This window comes from Luteimonas sp. A537 (genome assembly GCF_054052065.1).
Genome location: NZ_JBSVRH010000005.1, coordinates 105,377 through 120,399, shown reverse-complemented (window position 1 = coordinate 120,399; position 15,023 = coordinate 105,377). Strand labels below are relative to the sequence as shown.

Below are 15,023 nucleotides of genomic sequence, written 5' to 3'. Positions count from 1 at the left end.
GCTCCCTCGCGTCAATCAGGCGTCACCGCCGCTTCGAAGACCCTGCCGCGGCGCAGCTCGCGTGCGGCCCAGACGGCCAGTTTTTCGCGGCCGATTTTCGCATTGTGGCGGATGTCGACGGGAAACGCAGGGTGGAAGGTGAAGGCATCCACGTGCGCGGTGTGCACGAAACCTTCGCCGAGGTGGCGCAGCTCGTCGGCGATGCGTGCGCGTCCGGCCTTGTCGATACCGGGCTGCAACTCGACGCAGAGCAGCGGACGCTGGGCACCGCGTTCGCCGATCCCGACCAGCGCCGTGCGGCGGACGTCGGGGTGCGTGTCGAAGACCGGTTCGATCTGTTCGGTGCACAGGGTGCGCTGCGCGGTGACCACGCGCTGCGACTTGCGGCCACAGAACCAGAGGCGGCCCTCGGCGTCGAAATAGCCGAGGTCGCCCATGCGGTGGACGATGCGGGACGTCTCCGCGGGGTTCGCGGGAAAGTTGCCGCCCTCGCGGATTTTCGCCAGCGCGGTCTGCGCGTCGCGGTTGAAATAGGTGTCGGTTGCCGTGGGTCCGGCAACGGTGATTTCACCCACCTGGCCAGGCTTCACCAGCAGCGCGTCGGACCATTCGGGAATGGCCTCGTCGCTGACGCGGATGATGCGGACCTCATTCGGCGCCACCGGGCGGCCGACGCAGGTGCCGGCGCCGGTTTCAGTGCGCTCACGCAGGGTCACCAGTTCGCGGCCTTCGATCACCGCCACCGGCAGGCATTCGGTGGCGCCATAGGGCGTCCAGAACTGGGCGTCGTCGGGCAACAGCGCGCGCATCTTCGCCACAACCTCGCTGGGCACGGGGGCGCCGGCCGAGGTCACGCGAGTCACCGTGGGCAGCGGCTTGCCATGTTCTGCCAGCACCCGCATCAGCGCCGGCGAGCCGAACAGCTGGGTCACGCCAAAGCGCTCGATGGCCGCATGCAGCTTGCGCGGATCGGCCTTCGCCGGCCGCGTCGGGTCCATGTCCGGGATGATCGAAGTCAGGCCCAGCGCCGGATCGAACAGCGCGAACGGCGGGAAGGTCGGGAAGTCCACGCCACCGGGCGACACGCCAAGCATCCCGCCCAGCATGTCGATCTGGGCCACGAAGTGACGGTGGCGATAGACCACGCCCTTGGGCACGCCGGTGGAGCCGCTGGTGAACAGGATCGCCGCGACGTCATCGGGCGCGGTGTCGGCCAGCTGCGGGCCCGCGTCGGCGCCGCTGCGCTCGACCTCGGCCAGGGTCACGTCCGCGAACCGCGGCCGCGCGCCGGTGGTCACCCGCACCCGCGCCGACTTCGCCCAGCCCAGCAGCACGCGCGCGAACATCGCCAGCGGGACGCCGACGAAGGCCTCGGCCTGGACCTCGCCCAGGCACTGCTTCAGCGCCCGCTTGTCGATGCCCGGATCCACCAGCACCGGCACCGCGCCGGCCTTGAACAGCGCGTACATCAGCAGGAAGAACTCCGGCGTCGGCCGCACCATCACCACCGTGCGCGTGCCGCGGCCGATGCCGCGTGCGGCAAGGCCCGCGGCGATGGCGTCACTGCGCGCGTCGAGCTGGGCGTAGGTCAGCGAGGTGGCATAGCGGCCGTCACGGCCCGGGGCGCGCATCGCCACCCGGTCGGGCAGCTCGCGAGCCAGCCGCGGCAGCGCGGCGGCGATGTTGCAGGAGCCAGTCATGGCCCGATTATCGCCCGGACCCGCGCGGGGCACATGCACGTCGGCGCGTCGGCGATCCTGCAGGCTCCGCCTTCGCGGGATCATCGCGCTCCCGGCCCGGGCCGCCTGGCAGCCCGTTGGCCCCGTGCGCACCAATGGTCGACAATCGCCGGCCCCGCGGCCGGGCCGCGCGTCCCGGAGACCCGATCATGTCGCTGCTCGAACGCCTCAAGGCCACCGCTGCCGATGACTGGAACGCCTACATCGACCACGCCTTCGTGCGCGGCCTGGGCGACGGCAGCCTGCCGCGGGCGGCATTCCGCAACTACCTGGTGCAGGACTACCTGTTCCTGATCCAGTTCGCCCGCGCCCACGCCCTGGCCGCGTACAAGAGCCGCAGCCTGGCCGACATGCAGGCGGCCCGCGGCGGGCTGGCGGCGATCCTGGACGAGATGGGCCTGCACCTGCGCGTGTGCGAGCGCTGGGGCCTGTCGGCCGCCGATGTCGAAGCCACCGAAGAGCAGCAGGCGACCGTGGCCTACACCCGCTTCGTGCTCGACGTGGGCATGTCCGGCGACCTGCTCGACCTGCAGGTGGCGCTGATCCCCTGCACGCTCGGCTACGCCGAGATCGGCCGCCGGCTCACGCCCGAAGGCATCGATGCCGTTGCCGCCGACCATCCCTACCGCGACTGGATCGCCGAATACTCCGGCAACGCCTTTCAGCAGGCCGGCGCCGCCGCGCACGCGTGGCTGGACGACCTCGGCCGACGCTACGCCAGCGAGAACCGCTACGACGAACTTGTCGCCATCTTCCGCAAGGCCTCGCGCCTGGAAGCGGAATTCTGGCAGCAGGGGCTGGATGCGGCGGGCACCGGACCTTGATCCCGGGCGCCGCCATGGTTCCTGCAGGAGCAGCTCCAGTTGGAGCAGCTCTTGTGGGAGCAGCTATAGCTGCGAAAGCAACCCCGCCGAAATCCTCACCCCAACGCCGTATCGCGCGGATGTGTGCCGGACCAGCATAGGCGAGCCCGCGCTCCGAAACCCCTTGCGCGGCGCACGGCCTGGCCGCGCTGACGCCGGCGGACTGGATCTGGCGCGAAGCCGCGGCCAACGACCGCGACGGCAATCCCGACGGCAGCGACCACCCCAACGACCGCGGCACCCCGCCGCCCGCACTGCCCCCGCCGATCGCAGCCTGATCAGTGTGGGTTGCGGTCCAGGAAGTCGCGGATCGCAGGCACCAGCACTTCGTGTTTGTCTTCCAGCACGTAATGGCCGGCATCATCGAAGGCCATCGTCTCGGCACCCGGCAGCTCGGCCTGGAAGCGCTCGAGGAAATGGCGGTCGAACACGAAGTCCTTCAGCCCCCAGCCGATGAAGACCGGCAGGCCGGCGTACTCGTGCAGGTGCCGGCCCGACTCCTCCAGCAGCGGCCAGGCCCGGTCCTTCGGCGACAGCGGGATGTCCTGCATGAAGCGGATGGTGGAAATGCGGTTCTTCCAGCTGTCGTAGGGCGCGACATAGGCGCGGCGCACGTCGGCGGGCATCTTCCGCTCCACGCCCAGCCAGGACGCACCGGAAGAAAACGCGTTGAACCCGCGGATCACCATTTCGCCGACGTTATAGTCGCGGCCCAGCGCGATCTGCCAGGGCATGGCCTTGGCATCCGGCATCGGGAAGGCGGCGGTGTTGAGGATCACCAGCCGCTTCACCTGTGCCTGGTGCGACAGCGCCCAGCCGAAGCCGATCATCCCGCCCCAATCGTGCACCGCCAGCGTCACCGGGCCGTCGATACCGAGGTGTTCAAGCAGCGTGGACAGGTCTTCGACCCGCGATTGCAGGGTGTAGTCGTAGCGCGGTATCGCATTCGGCGCGTCGTCGGGCTTGTCGGACAGCCCCATGCCGACGTGGTCGGGCACGATGCAGCGATAACCCTTGCCGGAAGCGGGATCCGACAACCCCGCCACCAGCGTGCGCCAGTAATAGCTCCACGACGGATTGCCGTGGACCATGACCACGACCTCGCCGTCGCGCGGGCCCTCGTCGAGATAGGACATCTCGATGCCGGGGCGAACCTGGAAGCGATGGGGAGTAGTGGGATAACCCGGGAGATGCATGGTGGCGCCATGGCGGACAACAGCCGCCATTGTAGGACGCGGGTGCCTGCGCCGGCCCAAGGCACCGGCTCGCGGGCAGGAACGCTCCGCCGCGCGGCGACACGATTACCATGCAGGCCTCGCCTCCTTCCGCCTAAACGCCATGTCCAGCCCGATCTCCGCCCCGCCCTACCTCGACGAAGCACGCATCGAACAGCTCGCCGACCTGCTGGACCGGCGCGCCGTCCCGTTCAAGGGATTCAACCTGGAGGCGCTGGACGGCTTCCTGAGCGCGCTGGCGGTGTCGCCCTCGGCGGTGCCGCTGGAGGAATGGCAGCCCGTGGTCTGGGGCGGCAAGCCGCCGACCTGGGACAGCGCCGAGGAAGCGCTCCAGGTGCAGCAGCTGCTGCTCGGCCACCTGAACATGTGCACCGCCCGCGTGCGCTACGACGACGGCGACCTGCCGGACCACCTCGCTCCGCTGATGTGGCTACCCGAGGACCCGGAGCTGACCGGCGAGGACGCGCTGCAGGAAGACGAGCTCGACGTCGGCGCCGACTGGTCCCAGGGCTTCTTCTCCGCGGTGATGCTGCGCGAGGCCGAGTGGGACCAGTGGCTGGATGACAACGACTGGATCGAGGACATCTTCGACGCCCTCGACCGGCTGGCCAGCGGCGAAGCCATCAATCCGGAAGATCCCACCACCGAGCCGATGCCGGTCGACTACCGCGAGCGGCTGGGGATCGTCATCAACCTGCCCGGGATGCTGGCCGACCTCAACCACCACCGGGTGGAAGCGCTGACCCCGCGCACGCCGATCCGCCGCGATGAAGGACCTGGTCGCAACGACCCCTGCCCCTGCGGCAGCGGGAAAAAGCACAAGAAGTGCTGCGGAGTGCATTGAGCCCGACACTCTTTACTCCGCCAGGCTCGTCCGCTCTTCGCGGAGCCGGCGGATCCGCCGCAGCATCTGCCAACTGCGCAGGGCCATGTACGCCAAGGACAGCCCGCCAGCGACCAGGCCGCCGATCAAGCCATCGACCGCCAGCGAGTAACCATCAGCCGGGATAAGCGCCCACGCCAAGGACAGAATCAGCACTCCAATCCCGGCGCCGGCACAGTGGGCGGCAATCACGAACTGCGCCCGGCGGATTTCGGCATCGATCAATCCCACCAGCCCACCATCGGGTGCGCCAAAAAGCCGGTAGCGATGACGCAGCATCAAATGGATGCCCTGGCTGAGCACCAGCACCGCGGCTATGGCGGCCAACCAGTCGCGCAGATCGATGGCGCGAGTCCACGCAAAGGCAATGACACCCAGCGCAGACAGCAGGCCGAACACTTCGCCAAGCAGGCCAACCCGCTTCCAGCGCACATGACGGCGCAGGCGCCGTTGCAGCAGGGCCGGATCGCCCACCTCCATTCCATCCCATTGGGCCGCCAGCACATCCCATTCCTGGTTGCTCATGTGTCTGCCTCCAGCGTTGTACGCAGATGCTGCCGCGCTCGTGACAGGCGCTGATCCACGGTGTTGGCGGGCATGCCGAGGATGTCGGCGATCTCCCGGTTGTTGAATCCTTCCAGCACCAGCAATACGCACTCGCGCTGTCCGACGGGCAAGCCCCGCACCGCCTGCAACAGCTGCTGTCGGCGCTGCGACTGCCCGGCAAGTTCATCCGGGCGCAGGTCGTGACTCTCGAAGTTTTCGTCGATAGCGTCACCGTCGAAGCGGTTGGGTCGTTTACGTACGTGATCCAGCGCGACGAACTGCGCGGTGCGCGCGATGAACGCCTTCAATGCGCCGTCACCGCGATAGGCCGGCAGTGCCTTCCACACCGCCACCGACATCTCCTGGGCGAGGTCGTCGCGGGCGGCCGTGGTGCGCGTGTAGCCCGAAGCGATGCGGAACAGCATCCCCCCGTGCTCGCGCAGGACTGCGGCGATATCAGGCAATCGAGGCAACGCTCACGATTCCTGTTTCAGGTCGAAAACATCACGGTAGGCGCCATAGCCGACACACAAACCTGCCGGAAGAAGCACCAGCAGCATCACCGGCACCCACAGCAGACTGCCCATCAGCACCGCCGATCCCAACGTGTAGAGAGCGATCGGCCGCCAGTAGTGCACGAGCAGGCGCGCATTCTCCACGAATGCCGGCCGCAAGCTCAAACCGTCAAGAAGCATGCGTGGAACAACAAAGAACAGCAGAAGCATCGGGAGCAAGCCTGACGTCAGGATGCCGGCGAGTTCTGCACGGGAATAGGCAATGCCGGCAATGTCCCCGGTCGCAAATGCCACGGCCTGCTCCTGATTGCCGACGATGGCCGCCACCAGAACCTGAAAGCCGAAGACAGCCAGGCTCACCAATGCGATCACGGCCACTTTGTTCCAGCGCAGCCCGACTTTCCGGGCAGCCATGCCTGGCCCGAACAACGCATCACGCACCTTGTGATCGAGCATCAGCAGGACCCAGGCTCCAACGATTGGAGTCAGGATCTTTGACACGACCACGCCCATCCCGGGAGCCAACTGGATCAGTCCTTCGGCCACGATGGGTACCAGCGCCAGAAGAGAAATCCTTACCGGCGCCAGCCGGAATATCCGCCAGCCCCGCATGCACCACACACCTGCCCGGCCCCATTCCATCCCCGAGTGCACCCGACCGATCGCCTGGTCCTGTCCGCCTGTCATCTGCATGCCCGCCCCTCCCGAAGTTCGTGTATCAACTGAAGACGAACCCTCGGCAGAAAACCTGACAGGCAATGTTCGAGGCGCCTGCGCGGGACTGACCGGATCGCTGCTGGCCGCAGTGGCCGGAAAAAGCTAGGGCGAGGTCCACTCCCGGTCGTCCCCGGCGACGTACCGGCCGGTACCTTCCTGCACTGCCCAGGCACGCCACGGATTGAACACGTCCACCCCCGTTGGCGCGAAGTCGGCCTCGTTGCGCGTCACCACGGTCAAACCGTGGGCCAGCGCCGTGGCGGCCAGCAGCGCGTCGCGCTCCGGTTGCGGATCCGGCACGTGCAGACGGGCGCAGCGCAGCGCCACCTGCCCATCCACGGGCAGCACCCGCCCCTCGAATTCCGGGACCAGCGTCTCGTCCAGCCATGTCCGCAGCACGGCACCCTGCCGGGGATCGCGTCGCTCCATCCGCGACACGCCGATCTCCAGTTCCAAGCCCGCGAAGTAGTCGGTGGCCTGGTCGAAGGCGGCATCCAGGTCGACGCCCGCGCTCTTGTGCTCGGCCAGCATCACGCCGGGCCAGAACAGGTCGATGCGGCCCTGGGCGGTGCCGGTAAAGCGCTTCGCCTTCTGCTCGTACACGGCCACGCTGCGGCGCTTCTTGCCGAACACGTGAAAGAAGTCGTTCCAGAAGCTCTGCGCCTCGGCGCGCTCGGAGGTTTCGCCGTCCCACTCGCGGGCGAAGGCACGCGCGCGGTCGCGGATCTCGTTGAGGCTCAGCGGCATGTGCACGTGCTCCTGTTGTCGGCCCTGATCTTCCGCAGTCCGGTGCTGCTCACAGCGGCTGCGCTCCTTCGCTGAGGATGTCGAGATACCGGGTGTAGGCGAACACGCGATGCCGCTGCTGCCCAGTCACTTCGTTCACGATCTCGAGTTCTTCCAGCGCGCGCACCGCCGCGCGGATAGTGGGTGGGCTGAGCGGGAGCTCAGGGGCCACGCGCGGCACGGTCAGTATTACGCGGCGCGCAAACTGGTCGAACACCAGGCCGATGTTGCCGGCACGCTTCCCCAGCGCTGCGATGCGGGCGCGATCGCTTGCCAGCAGGGCCAGCAGGCGCTGCGCGGTGTCGACCGCCTGCTGCGCGGTTTCGGCCACGCCGTCGAGGAAGAAGCCCAGCCAGCCCTCCCAGTCGCCGCGCACGCGCACGCCGTTGAGGCGCTCGTAGTAGTCGGCGCGATGGCGCTTGAAGTACAGGCTGAGGTACAGACTGGGATCGCGCAGCACCCCTTCGTCGCAAAGGATCAGCACGATCAGCAGGCGACCGAGGCGGCCGTTGCCATCACCGAAGGGATGGATGGTCTCGAACTGCACGTGCGCGAGTGCGGCTTTCACCAGCGGCGGGATCCGGCCTGACGGCTCATGCAGGAAGCGCTCGAGCGCAGCCAGTGCGTCCGGCAGGGCCTCCGGTGGCGGCGGCACGAAATGGGCCAGTGCCGGCGACGGACCACCGACCCACACCTGTCCCTTGCGGAACTCTCCGGGTTGCCTGGTGGCACCACGCCCGCCGCGCAGCAGCAGCGCATGCATCTCGCGGATCAGGCGCAGGGAGAGCGGGAAGTCGTCTTCGCGAAGGCGGCGCAGGCCGTGCTTGAGCGCGGCCACGTAGTTGGAGACCTCCTCCACGTCGTCGATGGGCACGCCTGGCGCGGCGTCAACCTCGAACAGCAGCAGGTCGGACAGGGAGGACTGGGTGCCCTCGATCTGCGAAGACAGCAGCGCTTCCTTGCGCACGTACTGGTACAGGAACAGCTCCGGGTCCGGCAGCATCAGGGTGATGCCGTCCAGACGCCCAAGCGCCTGGTCGGCGCGCTCCTTGCGCGCAACCAGATCCCCTGCGGCAAAGTCGAGCGGCGGCTCCGGCGGCAGTGGATCGGGGATGAAGGCCTGATAACGGCTGCCGGCCAAGGAGCCGGAGACGTAGTGGCCTGTGACCCTGGTGGCCATGGTCAGCTTTCCTTGTGGGCACCCGCGGCGGGGTCAAGGAAAATTAAATACCACTTTTTTTCGTTATTTGCCAGAAGTGCCTGGGAAAGAAACATTCTTTGCAAAATGGGGCCCACAACACGCGCGGCTGCCGAAGATCAGCAGGACGCCGTTGAAATCCGGGATGCGGAGGTGGCGGGTGGTCGAGCAGGCACCTGCCCGCCGTCAGTCGCCGCGTGCACCCTCCCAGTCGAAGCCGGTCATCGCGGCCAACTGCGCTGGCTCGAGCACTTCAACATACTGGCGGCCACCGATGACCCAGGTCGGGTAGCCGGTCACGCCGGCAATGGCGCATTCGGAGGCCACGCCGCCGTTGGGGCCGTTGGGCGAACACTCCACGTACGGCAGCTGCGCTGCCGCGCCGCTGAACTTGCGCTTCTGCTGGGTGCACGTGGGGCACCAATAGGCGCCGTAGAACTTCGCACCGGACTGTTCCAGATGCGCAGCAAGTGCATGCAGGCGCGGACCGCCGCGGCGCTCCAGCAGACCGGACGAGGAAACGTGCAAGGCCGCCACCACCGCAAGCGCGATCAGGCCATTGCCCAGGCACCACGTCGACCACTGCGCTCCCGGCGCACTGTCGGGCCGGGCCACGTGCACCAGCACGAAGATCGCAAGCAACGTCGCCAGCGACAGCAGGCACCAGGCGCAGAACGCAGCCAACGCGATCCAGCCCGCCAGGGTCAGGTACACGCTGATCGCCAGGCCCAGGAACGACAGGCGCCATAGCCGCCGCCAGCGCGTCAGCCTCGGTGCCGGCCGCCATGTCACCCACGCCAGCAACGCATACAGCGCGCCGCCCCACAGCGCGATCGGCAGGCCGAGGAAGCGCGACCACTGGCTGTTCTGCACCACGTCACACCCCGAGCCTTCCGAGCAGAACGCCGCACCGGTCTCGCGCATCGCCACCCAGGTCAGGTAGGCGGTCAGCAGCAGGCCGAACGCGGTGAGCACACGCAATGCGATGTCGGTGCTTGATCGTGGCGCTTTCAGCGCTTTCGACGTTGCCGCCACGCCAGCGTCATGCCGTGCCGGCTGCGTCCGTTTCCGCTTGGCCTTCGTTCTCTTGCTCATGCGTACCTGCGTCCCGTGCCCTTGCGTCCGTGCACATTGTGGCCGAGATGCGTCGCTGCGCAGGCAGTTCAGCCGACGACGAACGCCACCAGCGGATTGTCCGGGTCCAACAGCAGCTTCACCGTCAACGCCAGCGACATCACCACCAGCAGCGGCCTGATCGCCTTTCCGCCCACGCGCAGCGCGAGATGCGCGCCCAGCTGCCCACCGGCGATGCTCGCCACCGCCATCACCAGGCCCACCAGCCACAGCACCTGTCCGCCGACGATGAGCGTCGCCAGCGCGGCGACGTTGCTCGCCAGGTTGAGGAACTTGGTGTGCGCCGTGGCCGAGACCAGCCCCATGCCGAACAGCGCCACCAGCGCGGTGGCCATGAACGATCCGGTGCCGGGCCCGAAGAAGCCGTCGTAGAAGCCGATCGCGAACATGATCGTGACCAGGGCCGCGTGCCCCAGCCGCGCGTGGCGTTCGGTTTCGCTGGCCTTCGGTCCGAGCAGGAAGTAGGCGGCCATCGCCACCAGCAGCACCGGCACCAGGCCGGCGAGAAAGGACGGATCCACCAGCTGGATCGCGATCGCGCCGCCAACCGAGCCGGTGAACGCACCCACGGCAGGCCACAGGAAGCGCCGGAAATCGATCCGCCCCTGGCGCGCAAAGGCCAGCACTGCGCCGGCGGTGCCGAAGCTCGACTGCAGCTTGTTGGTGGCGATCGCCTGCACGGGCGGGATGCCGGCCGCCATCAGCGCGGGGATGGTGATCAGCCCGCCGCCGCCGGCCAGCGCATCGATGGTGCCGGCGACGAAGGCCGCCAGCGCCAGCAGGGCCAACACCTCGAAACCGAACTCCATCGAACGACCTCCATCGCGGTGACCATCCGCACCGCCCGCCATGCGGGTGGGTGCCCCTGAAACGACGCGGGGCCGGACAGGCCGGCCCCGGTCAGCTTGCGATGTGGCCCGGTCTTACCAGACCACCTCGGCCATCGAGCAGTTCAGCCCCGAGCCGATGCCCAGCAGCGCGACGCGGTTGCCCTTCTTCAGGCGGCCCTCTTCGCGCAGCTTGCTGAGCACGATCGGCACCGAGGCCGGGCCGATGTTGCCGTGCTCGCCGAAGATGGTCATGACCTTCTTCGGGTCGATGCCCATGGCCTTGGTGAAGGCCGCGGTGTGCACCTTGCTGACCTGGTGGATCACGAACTCGTCGAGTTCGCCGACCACCCAGCCCAGCTTGTGCTTGGCGACCTCGAAGGTCTTGGTGGCCAGCTTCACGCCTTCGATCAGCAGCGTGCGGGTGTCGGTGATCATGCCGTCGAGGTTGCCGCGGCAGAGCTTGTTCCACTCGGTGGCCGCGCGGGTCACGCCGCCGCGGTAGCGCGGTGCGCCCGGGGCGAGTTCGGCGCGTGCCAGCACCATGGCGGCGGCACCGGAGCCGAGGGTGAGCGTGGCCAGCTCGTTGCGGAAGTTCTCTTCGGTGGTCTCGGTGCGGCTCAGGCGCTCGATGGTCTTTTCATACGCGAGGTCGGCGGTTTCGCCGTCCACCACCAGGGCGTATTCGATCTCGCCGCGCTCGATCATGCGGCTGGCGATGTCCATGCCGTTGATGAAGGCCAGGCAGGCGTTGGCGACGTCGAAGTTCTGGCACTCTTCGCCAAGACCGAGGTTGCCGCTGACGATGCTGGCCGTGGACGGCTCGAGGTAGTCGCGGCTGACCGAAGTGTTGACCAGCAGCCCTACGCGCGCAGGGTCGATGCCGGCGTCGGCAAGCGCTTTCACGCCCGCCAGGGTGGCGGCATCGGAGGCCAGCATGTCGCCGTCCCAGAGGCGCCGGGCATGGATGCCGGCAACGTCGCCGAGGACATCGGTACGGATGTTGAGGCGATCGAGCGTCGGCTTCAGGCGGGCGTTGATCTCGTCGGAGGTCAACCGGCGCGGGGCGTCGATGTGGGCAAGACCCGCGATGGCTACGTGATGGAACAACATGGGCTATGCCGCCGTGAAGCTGGGAAAAAGATCGCCTAATGTAGCGGCTTACGGCCCCCAGCGCACTTTCCGCCTCGCAAATCCGTTCACTTTTATGCAGGAGCAGCTATAGCTGCTCCTACTGGTGGCTTGGGGCGGGGGATCAGCTGCCGCAGCGCCAGGCGGCCCAGCGCTGGGCGCCGCGGACGGGGTCGGACAGGGGGTGGATGGTGTCCGCGCCCATCCCCGGCGCCTCGTTGCGGGCAAGGGTCTCGAGCTCCTCGCGCACCCGCAGCGAATTCCGGTCGATGAACGCGATGCTGTGTTTCACCGACACCTCGACCTCGCCGCGCTTTTCACAACCCGCCGGCGGCGAGGCGGCGATGCGCACCGCGGACGCGCCGGGCGCCATATGCACCCAGGTGCAGGCGGACAAGACCATCAGGAGGGGAACCAGCAGTAGTTGGCGCATGGAGGAGCTCCGTGTTGGACCCGGTCGATTGTGCCCTGCATTTGTTTGGCGGGAGCGCGGGGGTCAGGGGGTCACGGGCTGGCCGTCGGCGTCGAGCACGGTGACCTCGCCCAGCTCCAGCGCGCGCACCGGGGCTTCGATCTGCGAGAGATCGCCCACGACCACCCAGGTCAGCGCATTGGCGTCGATGGTCTTCGCGGCCTCCGCCACCTGCGCCGGGGTCATGGCTTCGATCTCCGCCTTGCGGCGCTGCACGTAGTCGTCCGGTCGCCCGTACATCACGTTGCCGGCGATGGTCGACGCCACCGAGGAGGCGGTTTCGTACGCGCCCGGCAGGCTGAGCGTGTTGATCGCACGGATGCGTTCGACTTCCTCCACCGTCGGCGGCGCCTCGCCGCTGGCGAAGCCCGCGATCTCGCGCTTCATCTCCGCCATCGCTTCGGCGGTCTTGTCGATCTGCACCGGCGCCGAGGCCAGCCACGGGCGCTGGCCCAGGGCCCCGGAGGCGCCGCTGCGCGCACCGTAGGACCAGTGCTTGTCCTCGCGCAGGTTCATGTTCAGGCGCGCTGTGAAGTCGCCGCCGATCACGCCGTTGGCCATGTCGAAGCGCACCGCGCCGTCGTCGGTCGTCGCAGGCACCAGCAGGCCGGCGTAGATGTTGGCCTGCACCGCGCCGGGCTGGTCGATCAGGAACACGCGCGCCGCCGCGGGGCGGGGCACGGCCGGGATCGCCGCCGCGGCGTCGGGCGCCGCGCCGCTGCCGGACCAGTCGCCCAGGTGCGCTTCCAGCAGGGGCACGATCTCGGCCAGCGTGGTGTCGCCGACCACGACCAGGGTCGCGCCTTCCGGCCGCATCTGTGCGCGATGGAAGGCCACCAGGTCGTCGCGTGTCAGCGATGCGATCGACTCTTCGGTACCGCTGCCGGTGAACGGCATCGCATACGGATGGCCTTCGCCGTAGAGCAGCGGCGGCAGCACGCGCAGCGCCGCGGTCTGCGGACGCGCCTTCTCCTGGGCGATGTTGGCGATCCAGGTCGCGCGCACGCGTTCGATCTCGGCCGCGTCGAAGTCCGGCCGCCGCAGCATGTCCGCGAACAGCGCCAGCGACGGATCCAGCTGGCCCTTCAGGGCCGACAGCCACGCCGTGCCGGCATCCAGGCCGGACCCTGCACCCAGCTGCGCGCCCAGCGCCTCGGCGCGGTCGGCGAATTCAAGCGGCTTGAGGCCCGCGGCGCCCTCGTCCAGCATGCCCATGGCGAAGCTCGCGGTCCCGATCTTGCGGCCGGCATCGGCGCTGTAGCCCGCGCCCGGGAACTGGTAGCGCAGCTGCACCACCGGCACGCCGGTGCGGCGCGCCAGGACCACGGTGGTGCCGTTGCCGAGCGTGGCGCGCTCGACGTCGGGGAACTTCAGCTCCGGGAAGGCGTCGGGCATCGGCACGCCCGCGCTGCGGTCGACCGTCGCCGGCGTGACCGAATAGGCAGGGTCAACGACCGGCAGGTTCCAGGGCTGCGGGGTCCCGGCCGGATCCTCGGCCAGCGGGGTGCGCTCGCCAGGCAGGATCAGCAGCGTGTGGTCGCCGCCGGCCAGCCATTCGCGGCCGGCGGCCTGCACCTGGTCGGCGGTGCTGGTGTCGATGATGCGCAGCGACTCGCGGAAGCAGCCCGGGTCGTCTGCATAGACCGCGCATTCGGCAAGTGCGTCGGCCTTGCCGCCGAAGCCGCCGATGCGCTCGATGCCGCGGATGAAGCCGGCGCGGAACACGGTGCGCGCGCGCTCCATCTCGTCCGCGGTCGGGCCTTCGGCCAGCAGGCGGTCGATCTCTTCGTCGATCACCGCCTCCACCTTCGCCGGATCCACGCCCTGCTTCACGTTGGCCATGAGGATGAAGTTCGAGCCCAGCTGCTTGGCATAGGTGCCCGCGCTGATGCTGTCGACCAGCTGGTCGCCGTGCAGCAGGCGCGCATCCAGGCGCGACGACCGGCTGCCGCCCAGCACCTGCGCCAAGAGCTGCAGTCGCTCAAGGTCGTCATTGCCGACCTCGGCCACGTTCCAGACCCGGTAGATGCGGGCCTGCGGCACCTTGTCATGCATGGTTTCGCGGGTCGCTTCGGGGCGGCGCGCGACGTCGACCTTTGGCTGCGCCATGTCCGGCCCGGCGGGGATGTGGCCGAAGTACTTCGCGACCTTGTCCTTCGCCGTGGCCAGGTCGATGTCGCCGGCCAGCACCAGCACCGCGTTGTTGGGGCCGTACCAGGCGCGGAACCAGGCGTGCACGTCCTCGATCGAGGCCGCGTCGAGATCGTTCATCGAGCCGATCACCGAGTGGTGATACGGGTGGCTGGCCGGATACAGCGCCTTCATCAGCTTTTCCCAGGCCTGGCCATAGGGCTGGTTCTCGCTCTGGCGCTTCTCGTTCTGGACCACGCCGCGCTGCTCGTCCAGCGCCGCCTGGTCGACCGCGCCCAGCAGGTGGCCCATGCGGTCGGATTCCATCCACAGCGCGGTGTCGAGCGCGGTGGTGGGCACGTTCTGGAAATAGTTGGTGCGGTCGGTGTTGGTGGTGCCGTTCTGGTCGGTCACGCCCACCTGGGTGAAGGGCGCGAAGTACTCGCCCGCGTGGTTTTCCGACGACTGGAACATCAGGTGCTCGAACAGGTGCGCGAAGCCGCTGCGCCCGGAGGGCTCGTCCTTGCTGCCGACGTGGTACCAGATGTTGACCGCCACGATCGGCGCCTTGCGGTCGGTGTGCACCACCACGCGCAGGCCGTTGGGGAGGGTGAATTCTTCGTAGGCGATGTCGACGCCGGCCTGCGCGGCCGCGGGCGGTGCCTCGGCCCAGGCCAGCGGGGCGGCGGTGCCAAGCGCGGCGGCAAGCGCCAGGGCAAGCAGGGTGCCGCGGCGCGGCAGGGTCTTGGACGTCGACATGGGCTCTTCCTTAGCGGGTCAGCCCCCGATGGTACGGTGCCGCGCAGCGGGCGGGAGCGGGCCATTGGTCCCGGTCGAAACGCCCGCG

14 protein-coding genes are annotated in these 15,023 nt (G+C 68.5%); 2 read left to right on the top strand and 12 right to left on the bottom strand.

The genetic code is table 11. The annotated features are described in order from the left end of the window. Window positions 1–11 precede the first annotated feature (11 nt). Window positions 12–1,700 (bottom strand): olefin beta-lactone synthetase, encoded by a 1,689-nt coding sequence (gene oleC / locus ACW7GZ_RS13755; RefSeq protein WP_457009745.1) that lies wholly within the window; start codon window positions 1,698–1,700, stop codon window positions 12–14. 188 nt (window positions 1,701–1,888) lie between these two features. Here oleC and ACW7GZ_RS13750 point away from each other — a divergent pair, with 188 nt between their 5' ends. After that, window positions 1,889–2,563, top strand: coding sequence for a TenA family protein (locus ACW7GZ_RS13750; RefSeq protein WP_457009743.1), 675 nt, complete (start codon window positions 1,889–1,891; stop codon window positions 2,561–2,563). Between the two features lie 317 nt (window positions 2,564–2,880). Here the strand turns inward: ACW7GZ_RS13750 and ACW7GZ_RS13745 are convergent, their stop codons facing one another. Next, on the bottom strand, window positions 2,881–3,798 hold the full coding sequence (locus tag ACW7GZ_RS13745; protein ID WP_457009741.1) for an alpha/beta fold hydrolase: 918 nt from the start codon (window positions 3,796–3,798) through the stop codon (window positions 2,881–2,883). Window positions 3,799–3,940: 142 nt separating this feature from the next. On the opposite strand from ACW7GZ_RS13745, the gene ACW7GZ_RS13740 reads away from it, so the two are divergent. Beyond that, complete coding sequence (locus ACW7GZ_RS13740) at window positions 3,941–4,681, top strand: UPF0149 family protein (protein WP_457009739.1); 741 nt, start codon at window positions 3,941–3,943, stop codon at window positions 4,679–4,681. 12 nt (window positions 4,682–4,693) lie between these two features. Here the strand turns inward: ACW7GZ_RS13740 and ACW7GZ_RS13735 are convergent, their stop codons facing one another. The 10 genes from ACW7GZ_RS13735 to ACW7GZ_RS13690 form a co-directional block, all read right to left on the bottom strand. After that, window positions 4,694–5,245: a hypothetical protein gene (locus ACW7GZ_RS13735; protein WP_457004938.1), complete on the bottom strand. Its 552-nt coding sequence runs from the start codon at window positions 5,243–5,245 to the stop codon at window positions 4,694–4,696. Continuing rightward, window positions 5,242–5,730 (bottom strand): RNA polymerase sigma factor, encoded by a 489-nt coding sequence (locus ACW7GZ_RS13730; RefSeq protein ID WP_457009737.1) that lies wholly within the window; start codon window positions 5,728–5,730, stop codon window positions 5,242–5,244. Before ACW7GZ_RS13730 ends, ACW7GZ_RS13735 begins: the two co-directional genes overlap by 4 nt. A gap of 12 nt (window positions 5,731–5,742) precedes the next feature. After that, on the bottom strand, window positions 5,743–6,474 hold the full coding sequence (locus tag ACW7GZ_RS13725; protein WP_457009735.1) for a hypothetical protein: 732 nt from the start codon (window positions 6,472–6,474) through the stop codon (window positions 5,743–5,745). Between the two features lie 126 nt (window positions 6,475–6,600). Then, complete coding sequence (locus tag ACW7GZ_RS13720) at window positions 6,601–7,245, bottom strand: type IIL restriction-modification enzyme MmeI (RefSeq protein WP_457009733.1); 645 nt, start codon at window positions 7,243–7,245, stop codon at window positions 6,601–6,603. Window positions 7,246–7,294: 49 nt separating this feature from the next. Continuing rightward, window positions 7,295–8,464: a Fic family protein gene (locus ACW7GZ_RS13715; protein ID WP_457009731.1), complete on the bottom strand. Its 1,170-nt coding sequence runs from the start codon at window positions 8,462–8,464 to the stop codon at window positions 7,295–7,297. A 204-nt stretch (window positions 8,465–8,668) separates the two neighbouring features. Further along, window positions 8,669–9,577: a vitamin K epoxide reductase family protein gene (locus ACW7GZ_RS13710; protein WP_457009729.1), complete on the bottom strand. Its 909-nt coding sequence runs from the start codon at window positions 9,575–9,577 to the stop codon at window positions 8,669–8,671. A 68-nt stretch (window positions 9,578–9,645) separates the two neighbouring features. After that, the gene (locus ACW7GZ_RS13705; RefSeq protein WP_457004927.1) at window positions 9,646–10,425 is read right to left on the bottom strand and encodes a TSUP family transporter; all 780 of its coding nucleotides are present in this window, start codon (window positions 10,423–10,425) and stop codon (window positions 9,646–9,648) included. Window positions 10,426–10,539: 114 nt separating this feature from the next. Next, window positions 10,540–11,556, bottom strand: a complete 1,017-nt coding sequence (locus ACW7GZ_RS13700) for a 3-oxoacyl-ACP synthase III (protein ID WP_457004925.1) — start codon at window positions 11,554–11,556, stop codon at window positions 10,540–10,542. A gap of 142 nt (window positions 11,557–11,698) precedes the next feature. Further along, window positions 11,699–12,007, bottom strand: a complete 309-nt coding sequence (locus ACW7GZ_RS13695) for a DUF4156 domain-containing protein (protein WP_457009727.1) — start codon at window positions 12,005–12,007, stop codon at window positions 11,699–11,701. A 63-nt stretch (window positions 12,008–12,070) separates the two neighbouring features. Beyond that, entirely contained in the window at window positions 12,071–14,935 is a 2,865-nt protein-coding gene (locus tag ACW7GZ_RS13690) for a M16 family metallopeptidase (protein ID WP_457009725.1), read from the bottom strand. Between the last annotated feature and the right edge of the window lie 88 nt (window positions 14,936–15,023).

Excerpts from the sequence above, each read along its gene's own strand:
- ACW7GZ_RS13705 (WP_457004927.1), bottom strand. The coding sequence starts at position 10,425 with ATGGAGTTCGGTTTCGAGGTGTTGGCCCTGCTGGCGCTGGCGGCCTTC.
- ACW7GZ_RS13740 (WP_457009739.1), top strand. The coding sequence starts at position 3,941 with ATGTCCAGCCCGATCTCCGCCCCGCCCTACCTCGACGAAGCACGCATC.
- ACW7GZ_RS13695 (WP_457009727.1), bottom strand. The coding sequence starts at position 12,007 with ATGCGCCAACTACTGCTGGTTCCCCTCCTGATGGTCTTGTCCGCCTGC.
- ACW7GZ_RS13750 (WP_457009743.1), top strand. The coding sequence starts at position 1,889 with ATGTCGCTGCTCGAACGCCTCAAGGCCACCGCTGCCGATGACTGGAAC.
- ACW7GZ_RS13710 (WP_457009729.1), bottom strand. The coding sequence starts at position 9,577 with ATGAGCAAGAGAACGAAGGCCAAGCGGAAACGGACGCAGCCGGCACGG.
- ACW7GZ_RS13690 (WP_457009725.1), bottom strand. The coding sequence starts at position 14,935 with ATGTCGACGTCCAAGACCCTGCCGCGCCGCGGCACCCTGCTTGCCCTG.
- ACW7GZ_RS13720 (WP_457009733.1), bottom strand. The coding sequence starts at position 7,245 with ATGCCGCTGAGCCTCAACGAGATCCGCGACCGCGCGCGTGCCTTCGCC.
- ACW7GZ_RS13745 (WP_457009741.1), bottom strand. The coding sequence starts at position 3,798 with ATGCATCTCCCGGGTTATCCCACTACTCCCCATCGCTTCCAGGTTCGC.
- ACW7GZ_RS13725 (WP_457009735.1), bottom strand. The coding sequence starts at position 6,474 with ATGCAGATGACAGGCGGACAGGACCAGGCGATCGGTCGGGTGCACTCG.
- ACW7GZ_RS13715 (WP_457009731.1), bottom strand. The coding sequence starts at position 8,464 with ATGGCCACCAGGGTCACAGGCCACTACGTCTCCGGCTCCTTGGCCGGC.
- ACW7GZ_RS13700 (WP_457004925.1), bottom strand. The coding sequence starts at position 11,556 with ATGTTGTTCCATCACGTAGCCATCGCGGGTCTTGCCCACATCGACGCC.
- oleC (WP_457009745.1), bottom strand. The coding sequence starts at position 1,700 with ATGACTGGCTCCTGCAACATCGCCGCCGCGCTGCCGCGGCTGGCTCGC.
- ACW7GZ_RS13735 (WP_457004938.1), bottom strand. The coding sequence starts at position 5,245 with ATGAGCAACCAGGAATGGGATGTGCTGGCGGCCCAATGGGATGGAATG.